Source organism: Calidifontibacter terrae (assembly GCF_054778835.1).
Map to the genome: position 1 here is coordinate 129,463 of NZ_BAAGZF010000002.1, position 17,622 is coordinate 147,084.

At 65.1% G+C, this 17,622-nt stretch carries 14 protein-coding genes and 1 tRNA gene; 9 read left to right on the forward strand and 6 right to left on the reverse strand.

All coding sequences use genetic code 11. The features are described 5' to 3' along the window. Nucleotides 1-2: 2 nt before the first annotated feature. The 3 genes from ACYU98_RS03310 to ACYU98_RS03320 form a co-directional block, all read right to left on the reverse strand. On the reverse strand, nt 3-461 hold the full coding sequence (locus ACYU98_RS03310) for an FHA domain-containing protein FhaB/FipA (RefSeq protein ID WP_460466764.1): 459 nt from the start codon (nt 459-461) through the stop codon (nt 3-5). Continuing rightward, nucleotides 458-1,312: an FhaA domain-containing protein gene (locus tag ACYU98_RS03315; protein ID WP_460466765.1), complete on the reverse strand. Its 855-nt coding sequence runs from the start codon at nt 1,310-1,312 to the stop codon at nt 458-460. The genes ACYU98_RS03310 and ACYU98_RS03315 overlap by 4 nt, the downstream gene beginning before the upstream one ends. 131 nt (nt 1,313-1,443) lie before the next feature. Continuing rightward, complete coding sequence (locus ACYU98_RS03320) at nt 1,444-2,559, reverse strand: DUF2207 domain-containing protein (RefSeq protein WP_460466766.1); 1,116 nt, start codon at nt 2,557-2,559, stop codon at nt 1,444-1,446. Between the two features lie 245 nt (nt 2,560-2,804). Here ACYU98_RS03320 and ACYU98_RS03325 point away from each other — a divergent pair. Continuing rightward, a tRNA-Leu gene (locus ACYU98_RS03325) sits at nt 2,805-2,888 on the forward strand. A gap of 233 nt (nt 2,889-3,121) precedes the next feature. Here the strand turns inward: ACYU98_RS03325 and ACYU98_RS03330 are convergent. From ACYU98_RS03330 to ACYU98_RS03340, 3 genes are all read right to left on the reverse strand, one after another. Continuing rightward, nucleotides 3,122-4,489 (reverse strand): DUF2079 domain-containing protein, encoded by a 1,368-nt coding sequence (locus tag ACYU98_RS03330; protein ID WP_460466767.1) that lies wholly within the window; start codon nt 4,487-4,489, stop codon nt 3,122-3,124. 145 nt (nt 4,490-4,634) lie between these two features. Beyond that, complete coding sequence (locus ACYU98_RS03335; protein ID WP_460466768.1) at nt 4,635-5,276, reverse strand: hypothetical protein; 642 nt, start codon at nt 5,274-5,276, stop codon at nt 4,635-4,637. A gap of 46 nt (nt 5,277-5,322) precedes the next feature. Beyond that, nucleotides 5,323-6,234: a universal stress protein gene (locus tag ACYU98_RS03340; RefSeq protein WP_460466769.1), complete on the reverse strand. Its 912-nt coding sequence runs from the start codon at nt 6,232-6,234 to the stop codon at nt 5,323-5,325. Nucleotides 6,235-6,363: 129 nt separating this feature from the next. Here ACYU98_RS03340 and ACYU98_RS03345 point away from each other — a divergent pair, with 129 nt between their 5' ends. From ACYU98_RS03345 to narI, 8 genes are all read left to right on the forward strand, one after another. Further along, nucleotides 6,364-8,130, forward strand: a complete 1,767-nt coding sequence (locus tag ACYU98_RS03345; protein WP_460466770.1) for a sensor histidine kinase — start codon at nt 6,364-6,366, stop codon at nt 8,128-8,130. Further along, entirely contained in the window at nt 8,127-8,780 is a 654-nt protein-coding gene (locus ACYU98_RS03350) for a response regulator (RefSeq protein WP_460466771.1), read from the forward strand. Before ACYU98_RS03345 ends, ACYU98_RS03350 begins: the two co-directional genes overlap by 4 nt. A 39-nt stretch (nt 8,781-8,819) precedes the next feature. Next, nucleotides 8,820-9,263 carry a pyridoxamine 5'-phosphate oxidase family protein gene (locus tag ACYU98_RS03355; protein WP_460466772.1) on the forward strand — a complete coding sequence of 148 codons (444 nt, stop codon included), beginning with the start codon at nt 8,820-8,822 and terminating at the stop codon, nt 9,261-9,263. 251 nt (nt 9,264-9,514) lie between these two features. Continuing rightward, nucleotides 9,515-10,747: an MFS transporter gene (locus ACYU98_RS03360; protein ID WP_460466773.1), complete on the forward strand. Its 1,233-nt coding sequence runs from the start codon at nt 9,515-9,517 to the stop codon at nt 10,745-10,747. Further along, nucleotides 10,744-14,424, forward strand: a complete 3,681-nt coding sequence (locus tag ACYU98_RS03365) for a nitrate reductase subunit alpha (RefSeq protein WP_460466774.1) — start codon at nt 10,744-10,746, stop codon at nt 14,422-14,424. The genes ACYU98_RS03360 and ACYU98_RS03365 overlap by 4 nt, the downstream gene beginning before the upstream one ends. Nucleotides 14,425-14,446: 22 nt before the next feature. Then, nucleotides 14,447-16,132, forward strand: coding sequence for a nitrate reductase subunit beta (gene narH, locus ACYU98_RS03370; protein ID WP_460466775.1), 1,686 nt, complete (start codon nt 14,447-14,449; stop codon nt 16,130-16,132). Further along, nucleotides 16,129-16,848 carry a nitrate reductase molybdenum cofactor assembly chaperone gene (narJ, locus tag ACYU98_RS03375; protein WP_460466776.1) on the forward strand — a complete coding sequence of 240 codons (720 nt, stop codon included), beginning with the start codon at nt 16,129-16,131 and terminating at the stop codon, nt 16,846-16,848. The genes narH and narJ overlap by 4 nt, the downstream gene beginning before the upstream one ends. Then, nucleotides 16,848-17,597, forward strand: a complete 750-nt coding sequence (narI, locus tag ACYU98_RS03380) for a respiratory nitrate reductase subunit gamma (protein WP_460466777.1) — start codon at nt 16,848-16,850, stop codon at nt 17,595-17,597. Before narJ ends, narI begins: the two co-directional genes overlap by 1 nt. Nucleotides 17,598-17,622: the final 25 nt, after the last annotated feature.

Sequence of the window (17,622 nt, forward strand, 5' to 3'; positions counted from 1 at the left end):
GGTTACTTCCTGACTTCCAGCACGGTCGTCCCGATTCTGATCCGGGACCCTTCGTGGAGGGGTACATGTTCGCCGATCCGCTGCGGACCGACGTACGTGCCGTTGGTGGAATCGAGATCGTCGATCCACCACTGGTCGCCCTCGGCGTAGATGCGCGCGTGGCGACCGCTGGCGAACTCGTCGGACAGCACCAGGCTGCACTCGGGGTTGCGCCCGATCAATCCGCCGCTCTCGGTCAGCGGAACCGTCGTTCCGCGCATCGGGCCCTCGATCACCGCGAGGTGAGTGAGGCTGCGCCGGCGCGGCTGCGAGCGAGGAGCCGCACCCGGCAGGCCGCCGCCGCGGACGATCGTACGAGCGCCGTAGAGGTCGCCCTTGAGAACGCCGACGATGCTGAAGACGAACGCCCACAGCAGTGCCAACAGACCCAGCCGGATCGCGGTGACGGTCAGTTCACTCATCCGCGACGTCCTTGGTGGAAGACCATCGAGGTGCGGCCGACGGTGATCCGATCGCCGTCGTTGAGGTGGACGCTGGTTATCCGGTCACCGTTGACGAAGGTGCCATTGGTGGATCCCAGATCGGACAGGCTCGCGACGAGGTGAGGGCCGTCGTTGGTGACCCGAATCTCACTGTGTCGCCGGGAGATTCCGGAATCGTCTAGGACGATGTCGGCGTCGTCGTCGCGGCCGATCACGGTGATCGCGCCGACCAAGGAGCAGCGGGTGCCGTCGAGATCGAGGTAGGGGCGCTGCCGGTAGCTGCGAGGGGCGGCCGGGGTGGGCGCCAACGGAACACGACGTTCCGGCGCCGGCGCCGGCGGCTCGGGTTCGACGTAGTAGTTGGTGCTGTTGTCGTCGACGATCTCCTCGTCAACGGGCTCCGGTTCAGGGCGTCGGCGGACGCGGGCCGGCGGTTCGTACGAGGTCGGGACTGCTTGGCGGGCGACCGACGGACGAAGGCGGAAGACGCCGGTCTCCAGCTCACTGTGGCAGCTGAAGGTGACCGTCAGCGGTCCACCTGGGGTGTAGCGCTGGGTCTCCGCGTGTTCCGCGGCGCTCGCCTTGAGCTCGTCGGCAAGTTGTTCGACGTGGACGGTCAGCTGGTCGTAGTCGGTCTCGGAGAGCTCGACGTCGAAGAGGTTCGGAACAACCTGGCGCTTGTTCTTCCCGGCACTGGTGGCGCGGTCGTCCATAGCGCGGCGGATGGCGCTGGCCACTTCCACCGGCTGCACCTCCGAACGGAATGCGCGCGCGAAGGCGCCGTTAACGCCGCGCTCGAGGCGTTGCTCGAGCTTGTCGAACAAGCCCATCGGTCACCCCTGTCTGCGGTAGGTCGGCGGCAGCGGCGTTGGTGGGGGCACCAACGCAGTCGGGACATCGTAACTACGGGTTCTATGGTCCACGGGTTCTCGGCGGGGCGCGCCGTGGATCGGCGGCTCGATCATGAGGAACCGCAGCCGCCACCTCCACCGCAGCTGGAACCGCAACTGGATCCCGAACCGCCGCAGCTGGAACCACCACCGCAACTGGACGACCCGCAGCTCGATCCGCCGCCGACATCACTGGAGATGTGGTGCATCCCCGACCCGATGTCGCCGATGGAGTCACCGAAACCACCGAGCGAGTCGCCGAAGGCGGCGGCATCGAAGACCCCGACGCCGGCGGCGACACCATGAAAGGAGGACGCATCGAACGATCCGGCGTCGATGCCGACCCCGTCGAACGCCGCGGAGTCGAAGCCGCCCCACCACGCCAGGTCGTTTGACCAGGAAGACAGAACGACGATGTCACTGAAGCTGCCGGATGCCTGCGCCTCGAGGATCACGCCCTGGAAGGTCTTCGCCCAGTGTTCGGCCTCGCCCAGAGCGACCGCCCAAGGCAGGTAGCGGCTGAAGATCCCGGCAGCCTCATCCACCTTGATGCTGCTCACCTCGGCGGTGCTCAGGTATTGCTGGAAGCAGCGCAACTGAACGGTCAGTGCGGTGCGTACGGCTGTCGGGTGCTTGTGGTCGGTGCCGATGGCCTGCCCGGCCTCGAAACCCATCCGGTGCCGGACCGTACGGCCGGCTGGCCCGGATGCGCGGCGCCGCAAGTCGGCGCTGTCGGTCTGCTTCGAGTGGAAGGGAAAGAGCAGGTCGCGCATCTCGGCGACGGCGCCACCTTCCCTGATCCGCTTGTCGGTGCGAGTGAACACGAAGCGCGGATTCTTCTTTCGCCAGTTGGGCGCCTTGTCGATGCGGATGTAGCCGCGGACGGCCAAGTCGATCAGCATCGCGCCCATGTCACGGCCGCTGATTCCGCGGCCGAGGGCTTCGCCGGTCATCCACGGCAGGATGAGCTGGGGCGGTTCGAACCGAGGTGGCGGCGGACTAGGCAACAGGGCCTTGAACGAGGCGTTCACCACCGGGTGACTGTCGGGGTTCGCCGGGATGATTCCGGGGGCGACACCCTCGAAGAGGGGGACCTTGCCGTTTCCGCGGAGGATCCTTCGTAGCAGCGGGACGATCGACACGACGACGACGATCATGATGGCGATGATGATGATGCGGCCCAGCATGGTTGCTTCCCCTGGATCCTTCGGTTGCGATCGTGATGTCAGTGAACCAAGTCTTGCGACGTCGTGGGGGTCGCGTCGGTTCACTGACTTGTGGACGGAAATCTCCACCGACCTGACCTGCGACGATGCCCGGTTTTGCACCATAGTCAACAGGTTCATCCCCAGCTCTCCACAGAGTTGTCCCCATGTTGTGGATAACCCGATTTGTGTCCGTTGCCAGAAACGGGCAGACTAAGGCGGCACTCGCGCGAGTGGCGGAATAGGCAGACGCGCACGGTTCAGGTCCGTGTGCCCGAAAGGGCGTGGGGGTTCAACTCCCCCCTCGCGCACAACGGCAGGTTGCGTTTCTCCTCACCAGAGGGACGACAACCCGGGGATCCGGGTAGACCTGCTGAAACAGCCGGTGACGATCGAATCGTCACCGGCTGTTCGCATGAGTTGGAGAGGGGGCTGTAAGTCCCGAACGCTGGCCCCGGAGCAGTCTCGCCCTTCCGACCGGCCGGGCTGCCGCCAAGCCGCGGCGGTCGTATCGGGGCTCATTGGCAGGACCGGTAGGCGTCCGTCACCGCTCTGCTGTCGCGAAGGTGGACAACCACGTAGCGTCCAACGGTCCAGGTGGCCCAGTTGCCAGCCTTCGCGCGCGCGGTGAGCGCTTGTCGCGCGCAGGGGGGAAGTCCGATGCCCAAGGGCCTGAACTGGCAAAGAATGCGTAGTCGACCGGTTGGCTAAGGCCAGTTCGGAGGTTGAACGTTCGGGTGCGCGCAACAACGTACGGACCCAGCGAGTTGATCGCGGCGACTCGCGAGCCGTCCGGAATTCGGGAGGCCGCTTGCTCGAGATCCCTGACGTGGGTTGAGGAATTGACGAGAGCGCTGGGCCCGCCCCACCGATCTCCGATGGTGATGACCCCGAGGGCGGCGGTGACAACGCCGCAGGCGATGAGGGCCCTCCGTGCGCGCGGTGTCAGCGCATGGCGTCGGTGGGTGAGGCCATCCGTGGCAGCGACCACAGCGACTGCCCAAGGGACAACGTCGTAGTGGTAACCGGTATCCCAATAGTTGGGGTTGTTCGCTAGGACGCGCCACGCGAGCGTGGGCAGGGCGATCAATGCAACCGGGGAGCGTAGGCCAATGAACAAAGCGGTGACCGCAAACAAGGCGACGGGCGCAAGGCGTGCGGTCAGATCGATGGGCGAGTAACCGCCAGCAGAGAAGTAGTGTGTGTACTCGCTACCCCCGTTCACCGCGCTGATCACGACCTTTGCCACGGCTAGAGAAGCAGCACCCACGACGCCCAGAGTGACAGCGTGCATGCGGCACCGTGGGTCACTTCCGCGATGCATCGCCCACCAGCTCAGACCTGCCATCGCAACCGTCAGACCCATGTCCTCCTTCGTGAGCCCGAGGACGATGGACGCGGCCACGGCTGTGCGGAATCGTGCATCCCGCACTGCGATGCACAGGAGCACGACTGCTGGGGCAGCGATAGTCACCTCGTGGACGTCGAATAGCGCGCCGCTGAGAACGCCACGCGAGAGGAGGCCCACCATCGCGAGAAGCAGAGCCGAACGTGCCCCGAGGTTGACTCGCGCGAAGCGGTACGCCATCGCAACGGCTGCTCCCAGGCAGACGCCCTGGAACAGAAGAAGGCCCCGCGGGTCGGGCCAGATGCGCCAAAGGGGACCTAGAACGGCCAGCATTGGGCTGAAGTGATCACCGAGAAGGTGCAACTGTCGCAGGTCTGAGTACGGCAGGTGTCCTCTGGACCATGAACGCGCGGACTGGCTGAAGATGCCGAGGTCGTAGTTTGTTACCCGGCCCGCGTTCCAACGGCTGAGCGCAAGAACGAAGAAGAAGGCGGCCGCAACGACGCCGATTCCTGCCGTCCAGATCGTGCCGGGTGCGGTCCTGCGGTCAGTCTCGGAGCTCATCGCGTCCAATCACAGAGGTGGGGGCGCCCTGGCCAAGGCGCCCCCTTCGTACGAGTCAAGGAGGTGGTCAGATGTCCCACTTCTGGAAACTGCCCCCGTTGCAGAGGAGAGTGTAAATCGACTTGGATGTGTGGGTCTTGCTGACTTATTCACCGTCGTGCGTTCGTGAATCCTCCGTCAGAGACAGTCCTCCCGAGGACTGTTTGGTCTTGGCTTCGTCGGCGGGGGACTCGGTCCGCAGATGTTTGCTCCAGTCGAACTGGCTGAGCACCACCAGGCCGCCCAGCATCACCATCTCCAGCAGTAGCCCGACAGGCGACGTCATCGAGGAGGTGATCACGTCGGCGACACCGGTGTCTTTGACCGCGTACGCGCCACCCAGGTAGAGGCTGTAGCTCACCAACCGACCCGCGAAGAAAGACGCGGTCAGCGGGAGAAGCCGCACCTGCGTCAGTCCGGCGGCCTCGAAAAGTTGCGCTGACGGGAGCGGGGAGAGAGCGAAGAGCGCAAGCCCCGCGGCCGCTCCGGCACGCCGCCCCTTCAGCGCAGAACCAGCGGCAGTGAGGTTGTGCCTCTGCCTGGCAGGTAGGTACCGGCCAAGAGCGCGGGTCGCTCGCGCGAGCGTGAGGCGTCCGGCCGCAGCCGCCACTGCGCCCGTCGACACCAACAGGACCTCGTTGAGGTCGCCGTGCAGGTAGCAGAGGACCAGCACGGCCCAGGTCGGCGGCCCGAAAACCGGGATCAGGTTGATGCCGAACACCACGGCGAGCACGATCAGGTAGGTCACGGCGGGTCCTCTCGCCGAGAACCTGTTCCCGTTCTCGGGCTTTCCCTCATACCGAGGTGTGTGTCTTGCCGCTGTCGCCCTTGGCGTCTTCGGTGCGCGTATGAGCCACCACCGCAACCGGGCACAACGCTCGGCGCATCACGCTTTGGCTGACCGATCCCAGGACGAGGCCGGCGACCTCCCGGTGCCCTCGGGTCCCGACGACCAGCAGCGACGCGTTGCTGCTCTGTTCGACCAGTGTTGCGGCGGTGGGGGCGCACTTGACGTGAGTGGTGACCGCGACTCCCGGATAGCGTCCGGAGGGCCCGGCGAGTGCCTCGTTCAACAACGTCCGATGGTCCTGCGCAACCGCCGCCATGTCCCCTCCGGGCATCGGGATTCCGCTGGCGAAGTCCCATCGGTCCAGTTGCCAGCAGAGGACCACGAGCAGTCCGACCCCCCGCCGATCAGCCTCGCCGAAGGCGAAGTCGAGGGCTGCGAGACTGTCGGGGCGCAGATCGACCCCCACGACGACGGGCCCCTTGACTTGGCGGTCTGTGACAGGCCCCCGCACAACCAGAACAGGGCACTGGGCGGTTGTCGAGACCTGGACTGTCACCGAGCCGAGAACGGCACCGCGGACGGCGCCGGAACCCCTAGTGCCCAGCACCAGTTCGCTGGCGACGGTGGACGCATCGATGAGCGCGAGAACCGGCGATTCAGCTGGCTCCGACCACGTCACCCGCAGTTCCGGTTTGAGCTGGGCGACGAGGCCAATCGCTTCGGCACAGATGTTGTCGTTCGGGGCGACCTTCAGCGCCGGGCTGTACGTCGCGATCGGCGCCCCCTCGGCGTGAAGGACGTGTAGCGGCCGTTTCGCCTGTTCGGCCCGGTTGGCGGCCCACCTCAGAGCACCACGACTTTCCAGCGATCCATCAACACCGACAACAACGGCATCGCTGGGGATGTGCTTCTGCATGGAACGCCTCCTGGATCGGGCACCCGATGGTGCTTCAGGAATCAGGATCGAACGCCCGGTCCGCGCGAGCGAGGGGCAAAGGTCCCGAAACCTTTCGCACCGTCCCCCCCCCGGCCCTAGCGTGGACATATGCCGAACCCCGACGACAACGTCGCTGACCATGGCCGATTGTTGGTCGGGCCGTCGACACTCGACCTCGATGACCTGATCGGCGAGCTTCGTGCACGAGCGCAGGCCTCAACCCGGTCGCACGAGCGCCTAGTGCATCTGCTGGATGCCGTCGTCGCTGTCACCGCCGATCTGGAGTTGAGTGACGTCCTGTCGCGCATCGTGCGCGCCGCGTGTGAATTGGTCGATGCCAAATATGGAGCCCTGGGCGTTCTGGACCGCGACCGGGAGCACCTGGTCGAGTTCATCACCCGAGGTCTCACCGATGAAGAAAGGGCAGCGATCGGTGACCTACCGCACGGCAAGGGTGTGCTTGGCCTGTTGATCCACGAGCCGCTTCCGCTGCGGCTGGCGGACCTGTCCACCCATGCTGCGAGTTACGGCTTTCCCGCGAATCACCCACCCATGCACACCTTTCTGGGCGCGCCGGTGCGGATCCGCAACGAAGTGTTCGGCAACATCTACCTGACTGAGAAGTCCGACGGCGGCGAGTTCACCGACGACGACGAATCGATCCTGGTCGCGCTGGCCAGCGCCGCCGGCGTGGCCATCGACAACGCGCGACTCTACGAACGCACACGCCGACAGCGCGCCTGGGTCGAGACCAGCAGCGAGCTCAGCCAGCGGCTGCTGGAGGGATCGACCGAACGCAGCGCGATGCGATTCCTCGTGGCAGCGGCGGTGGAGCACGCGTACGCACGCAACGGCTTCGTGGCGTTGCATGACGAACTCGGCCAACTCCACGTCGCGACCTGCGATCTCGCGCACGGGGAGGAACCGTGCGACATCGTGTTGTCCGCGCCCGATTGGCAGCGGTTCGTGCAGCATGGCGAGCCCGTCCTACTCGGAGACGCCAGCGCCCAAGGAAGCGACTCGGACGACGAGTTGAGGAAGGAGTTGAGCTCGGTCCTGGGAGAGGGGCACGGCGACGTCGCCATCCTTCCGGTTGTCGTCGGAACCGAAGATGTCGGAGTGCTGGTCGTGGTCTGGAATACCGACAGTCCGTCCCTGGCCTCGGAGATGCTCGACCTCCTCGGGTCGCTCGCGGCCCAAGCCGGTTTGGCCATGACCGCATCCAGGGCGCAGCGTGACAAATCCCGACTGGTCCTTCTGGAGGACCGTGATCGGATCGCTCGTGACATGCACGACAACGTCATCCAGCGGCTGTTCGGCACCGGGCTGTCATTACAGGCTGCAAGCCATCTGGCGACCCATCCGACGGTGCGTGCCCGGCTCGATGAAGCGGTGGACGACCTGGACCGCGCGATCAAGGACATCCGGCATGCCATCTTCGAACTGCACGATGTCGCAGCATCGACGGTGCAACAAGCAGTGCAGGCGGTGGCGATCAACCTTGCGCCCACACTCGGGTTCCACCCCGAGGTCGGCATCGAGGGACCCGTCGACCGGCTCCCGGCGGGAATCGTGGGCGACCTGCTGGCGGTTGTGCGTGAGGCGCTGACGAACATCGCCCGGCACGCCGGCGCGGATCAAGCCTCCGTACGTGTCGAATGCGCGCGGGACCTGGTCGTGACTGTCCGCGACAACGGCCGCGGCATCGTGGCCACCGATCGCCGCAGCGGGTTGGACAACCTCGCTCAACGGGCGAGGATGCGCGGGGGTTCTTTCGACGTCCGCTCCGTCATCCCGTCAGGGACCGAGCTCGTTTGGCGCATCCCGCTCACCGCCGCACCGACCGCACCGTCCGAACAGGCTGACAACTCATGACGATCCGAATCTTTCTGCTGGACGATCACGAGGTGGTGCGCCGCGGTATCCGTGACCTGCTGACTGCCGAGCCCGATTTCGACGTCGTGGGCGAGGCTGGCACTGCGGCGGAAGCACTGCGCGAAATCGTTCTGTCGGCGCCCGATGTTGCCTTGCTCGATGTCCGGCTTCCCGACGGGTCCGGTATCGACGTATGCCGAGACGCCCGGTCGGCGCTGCCGACCATGAAGGCGCTGATGTTCACCTCGTATGACGACGCCCGCGCTTTGCGGGCGGCAGTGCTCGCCGGTGCGGCCGGCTACCTGCTCAAGGACATCAAGGGTCCGAGCCTGACCGATGCGATCCGGGCAGTGGCCAGCGGAAGGGACCTGCTGCACGACCGGGAAGTGGACGAGTTGCGCCGGTCCTGGCAACAGCCCGATACGACGGACCCTCGGTTGCAGTCGCTGACGCCGCAAGAGCGTCGCGTCCTGGACCACATCGCCCAGGGGATGACCAACAAGCAGATCGCCGACACGCTGCACCTAGCCGAGAAGACGGTGAAGAACTACGTGACCTCGCTGCTTGCCAAGCTCGGCATGGAACGCCGCACTCAAGCGGCTGTCTTTGCAGCCACGCACCCCGACGAGCGACGGCGTCGGGACCAATGACCCTGGGATGACGCTCCTCTGCCGAGGAGCGTCGACGTCATGGATACGAGCAATGACACCCACACAATCAACCTGTCGGTCTCCGAATGCTGGGCGCTAGTTCGGTCCAGCCCAGTGGGGCGCCTGGCGGTCACCGTTGACGGCCGCCCGGATATCTTCCCGGTCAATCACGTCGTCGACCACGGAACGATCGTGGTGCGCACCGGGATTGGCACGAAACTATCGGCCGCGGACCGGCACCCCGTGGCCTTCGAAGTCGACGGTTATGACGCCGCGGACGCAACTGCCTGGAGCGTCGTGATCAAGGGCCCTGCCCGGTCGGTCGAGCGCCTGCACGAGGTCGTCGACGCGTTGCAACTTTCGGTCTTTCCGTGGCAGGACGGGCCCAAGCCTGCCTTCCTGCGCATCGAACCGGACTCGATCACTGGTCGCCGCTTCGAGGTGCGCGGCGGACATCTGTCCGACCCGAATGCGGTCGGCTGACGCTCCCGCTCACGGCAACGTCTGACGGTTTCCACTTCGGCAAGGTCGGGACTTCAGTCCCTGTCGGACGCGCCGAGAAGCCGAGAGAGTAGACCGACCGCACATCCGCTTGTTCGGTCGGCCATCTCAGGGGGATGGCTGACCGGGCATTGACCTCATCGGAGCCCATAGTGTCCATGCCCAAAGCGTCAACCAGGATCACTGATCCGCAGGCGACGTCCACTCCCGCCGGCGCCTGGTTGCAACTTGCAATGGTGACAGTCGGATTTGCGGTGAACTTCTGGGCATGGGCGTTGATCAGCCCGTTGGGTCCCCTCTTCAGCCCGGACAAGGCCAAGCTCGGAGCGGCGGCGTACGACAAGCAGTTGAGCTTCCTGCCCTTCTCCGACGGGCACGCGCTGACCGCTAGTCAGGCCACTTTGATGGTCGCCGTGCCGGTTGTTGTCGGGTCGCTCGGGCGTATCCCAGTCGGTGCGCTGACCGACAGGTTCGGTGGTCGAGTGATGTTCCCGCTGGTCTCGGCGGCGACGATCGTCCCCGTCCTGGTGATCGGTCTCTGGGCGCAGAGTTCGTTCCCCGCACTGCTCGTCACCGCAGTGTTCCTCGGCATCGGCGGAACGTCGTTCGCTGTCGGTGTGCCGTTCGTGAACGGCTGGTTCCCGCCGGAGAAGCGCGGCCTGGCGATCGGCATCTTCGGTGCGGGCATGGGTGGCACCGCGATCAGTGCATTGACGACGGTGAAGCTCTTCAAGACGCACGGTCAAGCGGTGCCGTTCGTGCTCGTCGCGATCGTGCTTGCGGTCTATGCGGTGGTCGCGTGGTTCGTGATGCGTGACGCACCGGGTCGTGTCGCGCCCACCACACCGCTGGCGCAGCGGTTGGTGTCGACGGCGAAGTTGCCGATCACCTGGCAGGCGGGAGTGCTCTACACGATCGGATTCGGTGGCTATGTCGCCTTCTCGGTGTTCCTGCCGCTGTATCTGAAGAACGCCTACGCGCTCAGCGCGGCCGACGCGGCGAACAAGATGGCCGGCTTTGTCATCATCGCGGTGATCATGCGCCCGGTGGGTGGCGCTCTGGCCGACAAGATCGGGTCTGTCCTTGTCCTCGCGACCTGTTTCGCGGTCGTCGCGATTTGTGCGGTTGTCGCCGCGGGCGAGCCGCCGCTTCGTGGATACGGCACGCCCGTGTTCCTGATTTTGGCCGCCGCATTGGGTGCCTCCTCGGGGGCTACGTTCGCCCTCATCGCGCAGTCCACCGCCCCGGCGCGCGTGGGTGGAGTCAGTGGATTGGTCGGGGCCGCAGGCGGACTCGGCGGTTTTGTGCCACCTTTGGTCATGGCATACATCTACAGCGCGACGCGGTCGTATGCCATCGGAATGTGGTTGCTGGCGATCTGTTCGGCGCTCACGCTCTGTCTGACACTGACCGTCGTACGACGCACCGCACTTGCCTCATCGAGCGTGCAGGAGATTCCAGCATGAGCGCCGGACTGGACGACAAGCTGACCGATGCATTGGTCGGGACCCGCAGATTCTTCACCCGGGCGCAGGTCTCGGAGGATCACCGATCGATGTACGCCGAGGGTGGTCGGCAGGGGGACTCCTTCTACCGGGACCGCTGGAGCCACGACAAGGTCGTGCGGTCCACCCACGGCGTCAACTGCACCGGCTCCTGCTCGTGGAAGGTCTACGTCAAGGACGGGATCATCACGTGGGAGGCGCAGCAGACCGACTACCCGACGACCGGACCCGATAAGCCGGAGTACGAGCCTCGTGGCTGCCCGCGCGGAGCGGCGTTCAGCTGGTACACCTACTCGCCGACCCGGGTGCGTTATCCCTACGTACGCGCGACCTTGTTGACGATGTTTCAGGAGGCACGGGCGGAGTACGGCGACCCGGTCGTTGCCTGGGCGTCGATCGTCCAGGACCCCGAAAAGGCGGCTCGCTACAAGAAAGCGCGGGGCAAGGGCGGACTCGTACGAGCCTCGTGGGCAGACGCCGTCGAGATGATCGCGGCCGCTCACGTCTACACCATCAAGCGGTACGGCCCCGACCGGATTGCTGGCTTTTCGCCGATCCCGGCCATGTCCCAGGTCAGCTATGTCTCGGGCGCGCGGTTCAACGAGCTGATCGGTGCGCCGATGCTCAGCTTCTACGACTGGTACGCCGACCTGCCGGTCGCCAGCCCGCAGATCTTCGGTGACCAGACGGACGTGCCCGAGTCGGGGGACTGGTGGGACGCCGCCTACCTGATCATGTGGGGAAGCAACGTGCCGCTGACCCGCACACCAGACGCGCACTGGATGACCGAAGCGCGCTACCGCGGCCAGAAGGTCGTGGTGATGAGCCCCGACTACGCCGAGAACGTCAAGTTCGCCGACGAATGGCTGGCACCCGCGCCGGGCACCGATGCAGCACTCGCCATGGCGATGGGACACGTTGTGCTGCGGGAGTTCTTCGTCGACGGACATGTCGACTTCTTCGACGACTACGTCAAGAAGTACACCGACCTACCGTTCCTGGTCACGCTCGAGCAGCAGGCCGACGGCGGCTGGTTGCCCGGCAAGAACCTGGTGGCCGCCGATTTCGAAAATCCCGCAAAGACGAGCGAGAACGCGCTCTTCAAACCGGTCGTGTTCGACGAGGTGACCGGTGTGCCGGTCGTGCCGAACGGCACGTTGGGTGACCGCTTCGGTGATGAGGGCATGGGCAAGTGGAACCTGGACCTGGAGGACGTGCGCCCCAAGCTGTCCTTCTGGTCCGAGGAGAGCGAGTCGCTGGCGGTTCGGCTGCCACGCTTCGACGCGCCCGATGGTCAGGCAGTGATGGAGGAGCGCGGCGTACCGGTCGTACGCGTGGGCGAATACCTGGTCACGACGGTCTTCGACCTGATGCTGGCGCAGTACGGCGTCGGCCGGCCTGGCCTGCCCGGGGTCTGGCCGAACGGCTACGACGACCCCAGCGCGCCGTACACACCGGCCTGGCAGGAGGAGATCACCTCCGTCCCGGCCGAGGCGTGTGCGCGCATCGCGCGTGAGTTCGCACGCAATTCTGTTGACACTCAAGGTCGTTCGATGATCCTGATGGGTGCGGGCACCAACCACTGGTATCACTCCGACCTGGTCTATCGAGCCATGCTGATGCTCACCACGATCACCGGTTGTCAGGGGCGCAACGGCGGCGGCTGGGCGCACTATGTCGGTCAAGAGAAGGTGCGCCCACTGATGGGCTTCCAGCACGCGGCGTTCGCGCTCGACTGGTCGCGTCCACCACGGCACATGAACCAGACCGCCTACTGGTACGTCCACACCGGGCAATACCGCTATGACACCTTCCTCGCCGACACCGTCGGTGCCGGGATGGGCGCCTTCCCCGAGCAGACGATCATGGATCTGCTGCTGAAGTCGGTGCGGATGGGCTGGTCGCCGTCATACCCGACCTTCGACAAGAGCTCGCTCGAGATTCCCGAGCTCGCCGCGAAGGACGGCGTCGACGTCAAGGACTGGGTGGTCGAGAAGCTGCAGAGCGGCGAGCTGAAGTTCGCGCTCGAAGAGCCGGAGAACCCCGAGAACTACCCCCGTGTCCTGACGCTGTGGCGCTCCAACCTGTTGGGCTCCAGCGCCAAGGGCGACGAATATTTCCTCAAACACCTCCTCGGCGCGGACGGTGCGGTGACCGCTGCCGAGGCGAGCCCGGAGCACCGCCCGCGCGACATCGCCTGGGCGGACGAGATCGTCGACGGCAAGCTCGACCTGCTGATGACGATCGACTTCCGGATGACGAGTTCCACGCTGTTCTCCGACATCGTCCTGCCGGCCGCGACGTGGTACGAGAAGCACGACATCAACACCACCGACATGCACCCCTTCATCCACTCGTTCAACCCCGCGATCAATCCGCCGTGGCAGAGCAAGACCGACTGGGATGCGTGGAAGGAGATCGCGAAACGCTTCTCGGAGTTGGCGGTTGATCACCTCGGCACGCGCACGGACCTGGTCGCCAAGCCGTTGTGGCACGACACCCCGGATGCCATGGCTACTCCGCACGGGGTGGTGCGTGACTGGAAACTCGGCGAGTGTGACCCGATACCCGGTAAGACCATGCCGGCGCTGATCCCGGTCGAACGCGATTACCCCGCGGTCTACGACAAGATGACCGCCGTTGGGCCCCTGCTCGACACGTTGGGCACCTCCTGCAAGGGCATCACCTACGACGTCACGGCGGAGGTGGAACAGCTGCGCAAGGAGCACGGCGTCGTCGCCACCGGTCCGGCAGCTGGCCGGCCCCGACTGGACACCGACATCCAGGTCGCTCAGATGATCATGATGCTGTCCGGTGCCACCAACGGGCACCTGGCAACGCAGGGATTCCGCACCCAGGAGAAGCGGACGGGCCAGCAGATGCACGACCTCGCCGCCGAGAGTGAAGGCAAGCGAATCACTTTCGCGGATACGCAGCTGGCGCCGCAGCCGGTGATCACCACACCGGAATGGTCCGGCTCGGAGACCGGGGGCCGGCGCTACAGCCCGTTCACGGTGAACATCGAACGGCTCAAGCCCTTCCACACCCTCACCGGTCGGCAGCACTTCTACCTCGATCACGACTGGATCCTGCGGATGGGTGAGGCGCTGCCGACGTTCCGGCCACCGCTGGACATGACCCGTCTCTTCGGCGAGCAGGAGATCGGCGCGACCGGCGAATTGGGTGTGTCGGTGCGCTATTTGACGCCCCACAACAAGTGGTCGATCCACTCCGAATACCAGGACAACCTATTCATGCTGTCGCTTTCCCGCGGCGGTCAGACGGTCTGGATCTCGGACCAAGACGCAGCGAAGGTCGGCATCGCCGACAACGACTGGGTGGAGATGGTCAACCGCAACGGTGTCGTCGCCTGTCGGGCGATCGTCTCGCACCGGATGCCTGAGGGCACCGTATACATGCACCACGCTCAGGACCGGCTGATCGATGTGCCGCTTACTCAGCGCGACAAGAAGCGCGGCGGTATTCACAACTCGATGACCCGCATCATGATGAAACCGAGTCACCTCATCGGGGGCTACGCGCAACTGTCCTACTTCTTCAACTACATCGGTCCCACCGGCAGCAACCGCGACGAGGTCACGATGATCCGCAAGCGGACCACTGCGGTCGAGTACTGAGCAGGGCGAGGGGTATTCGAATATGCGAGTAATGGCGCAAATGTCCATGGTGATGAACCTCGACAAGTGCATCGGCTGCCACACCTGCTCGGTCACGTGCAAACAGGCGTGGACCAACCGGGCCGGCATGGAATACGTGTGGTTCAACAACGTCGAGACGCGGCCGGGTCTCGGCTACCCACGCACCTGGCAGGACCAGGAGAAGTGGAAGGGCGGCTGGAAGGTGCAGCCGAACGGTCGGTTGACGTTGAAGTCAGGGAACCGGCTGAAGAAGCTCGCGACGATCTTCAGTAACCCGAAGCTGCCCAGCATCGGCGACTACTACGAGCCGTGGACCTACGACTACGAGACGTTGCTGGAATCGCCGGTCACCAAGAACTACCCGGTCGCCCGGCCCTACTCACTGCTGTCCGGCAAGCCGATGAACGTCGAGTGGTCCGGCAACTGGGACGACGACCTCGCCGGCTCCGGCGAGCATGCAGCCAAGGACCCGATGCTCAAGGGCATCGAGGACAAGGTGAAGTTCGAGTTCGACCAGACTTTCATGTTCTACCTACCGCGTATCTGCGAGCACTGCCTCAACCCGGCGTGCGCGGCGTCCTGCCCGAGCGGTGCGATCTACAAGCGTGCGGAAGACGGCATCGTCCTGGTCGACCAGGACAAATGTCGCGGATGGCGCATGTGCATCAGCGGATGCCCGTACAAGAAGGTGTATTTCAACCACAAGACCGGCAAGGCCGAGAAGTGCACGTTCTGCTACCCGCGCATCGAGGTCGGCATCCCGACCGTGTGCGCCGAGACGTGTGTCGGCCGGCTGCGCTACATCGGGCTCATGCTGTACGACGCCGATCGCGTCTTGGAGGCCGCGTCGGTCCAGAACGATCAGGACCTCTACCAGGCTCAACTCGGGTGCTTCCTCGACCCCTTCGACCCGGAGGTGCAGCAGGCCGCGCAGCGCGACGGCATCCCCGAGGACTGGATCGAGGCGGCCAAGAAGTCACCCGTCCGAAGGCTGATCATGGACTACCAGGTCGCGTTGCCGCTGCACCCGGAATACCGCACCATGCCGATGGTCTGGTACATCCCGCCGCTGTCGCCGGTCGTCGACGTGGTCAGGGAAACCGGCTACGACGCCGAGGATAAGGGCAACCTGTTCGCTGCGATCGACACGCTGCGGATCCCGATCGAATACCTCGCAAACCTTTTCACCGCGGGGGACGTGCCCACGATCGACCGGGTGCTGAAGCGGATGGCCGCGATGCGGTCGTTCATGCGCGACATCAACCTCGGCGGCGATCCCGACGAGGAGATCGCCGCGTCGGTGGGGATGAGCGCCGAGGACATGTACGAGATGTTCCGACTGATGGCGATCGCAAAGTACGACGAGCGCTACGTCATCCCGACCGCCCATGCCGAACAAGCCCACGGGCTGGAGGAATTGGCGACCGACTGCGCGGTGAGCGGGTACGACGATCCCGAGCCCGCCTCCTCACCGTTCGGTGAGGGATCGGGCACCGGAGCGCTGACGCCGGTCGCGGTCGAGAATTTCCGAATGCTGCAGGAGCGACAGACCTCCGACGGCGACACGCTGGTCAGCGGCGGTTCGAAGGCGGGACGGGTGAATCTGCTCAATTGGGACGGCCGGGGTGTGCCCGAGGGCATGTTCCCGCGCCGCGACAAGCAGCAGCACGACGGGGAGCAGCGATGAAGACGCTCCGCTGGAAGCGACATCGTCGTGCGGCGGCGCAGCTGCCGGACGACGTGTTGGCGGCTGCGTGGCAGTCAGTTTCGCTACTGCTCGAATACCCTGATGATGATGCGCCGCAACGGTTCTCGGTCGTTCGTGACGTGGCAGAACGGCTGCCCGCGGCTATCAGCGCCCCGTTGACCGCGTTCGTTGACGAGGCCTCCGCGATCCCGCTCGCCGACCTCCAGATCGACTACGTCGACACCTTCGACGTGACGCGGAAATGCAGCCTGCACCTGACCTACTTCAGCAGTGGCGATACCCGTCGACGCGGAGTTGAACTGGTGGAGTTCAAGCAGGCCTACCGGAACGCTGGAGTCGAGCTCGCCGATGACAGCAGTGAGCTGCCCGACTTCCTGCCGGTGTTGTTGGAATTCGGGGCCTTCACCAGCCGGGACGCTGCGTGGAAGCTGCTCAACGACTATCGCGTAGGGGTCGAACTGCTGCATCGGGCGCTGGTCCGCCGCGAATCCCGTTGGCTACCAGTGATCGCGGCGCTTCGGGCGACCCTGCCGTCGTTGGGAGAAGACGACGAGATCGCGCTCGCTGAGTTGATCGCCGCGGGTCCGCCCTCGGAGGACGTAGGCATCGACACCTCGCCGTACAGCGTTGATCCGCGCCTCAACCCGCGACCTGCCCCGATCAACATCGGAATGCCGACGACAGGAGTGTCCTGATGGCCCTCTTCCTTTGGGTGATCGTGCCCTACGTGTGCTTCGCGGTGTTCATCGTCGGGCACTTCTGGCGTTACCGCTACGACAAGTTCGGCTGGACGACCCGTAGCTCGCAGCTCTACGAGAACAACCTGCTCCGCTGGGGTAGCCCGATGTTCCACTTCGGCATGCTGGGCGTGCTGGGCGGTCACATCATCGGGTTGGTCATCCCCAAGGTCTGGACCGACGCGCTTGGCATCTCCGAGCACTGGTACCACGTGATCGCCCTCGCTGGCGGCATCCCGGCAGGGCTCGTAGCGCTGGCCGGACTGGTCATCCTGATCTATCGTCGCCGCGTCACCGGGCCGGTCTTCTCGGCGACCACGAACATGGACAAGGTCATGTACGTCTTCCTCGCCGCCGCCATCGTGCTCGGGGTGTGGAACACCTTGGCGTCCGGTCTGTTCCACGTGGGGGGCGACTACAACTATCGCGATGGAGTGAGCCTGTGGTTCCGCGGTGTCTGGACCTTCCGACCGGACGCCGACCTGATGGCAAACGCACCGCTGACCTTCCAACTGCACGCGTTCGTGGCGATGATACTCTTTGCGCTGTGGCCGTTCACTCGATTGGTCCACGTGTTCAGCGCACCCATCGGCTACCTGACCCGTCCGTACATCGTCTACCGCTCCCGTGAGCAGCGGCCGGGACAAGGCACCGGGTCCCGTGCACCGCAACGTGGTTGGGACAAGCCGACTCTGCAGAAGAAATAAAGTCGCGGGCGCGCGGCCACTGCGA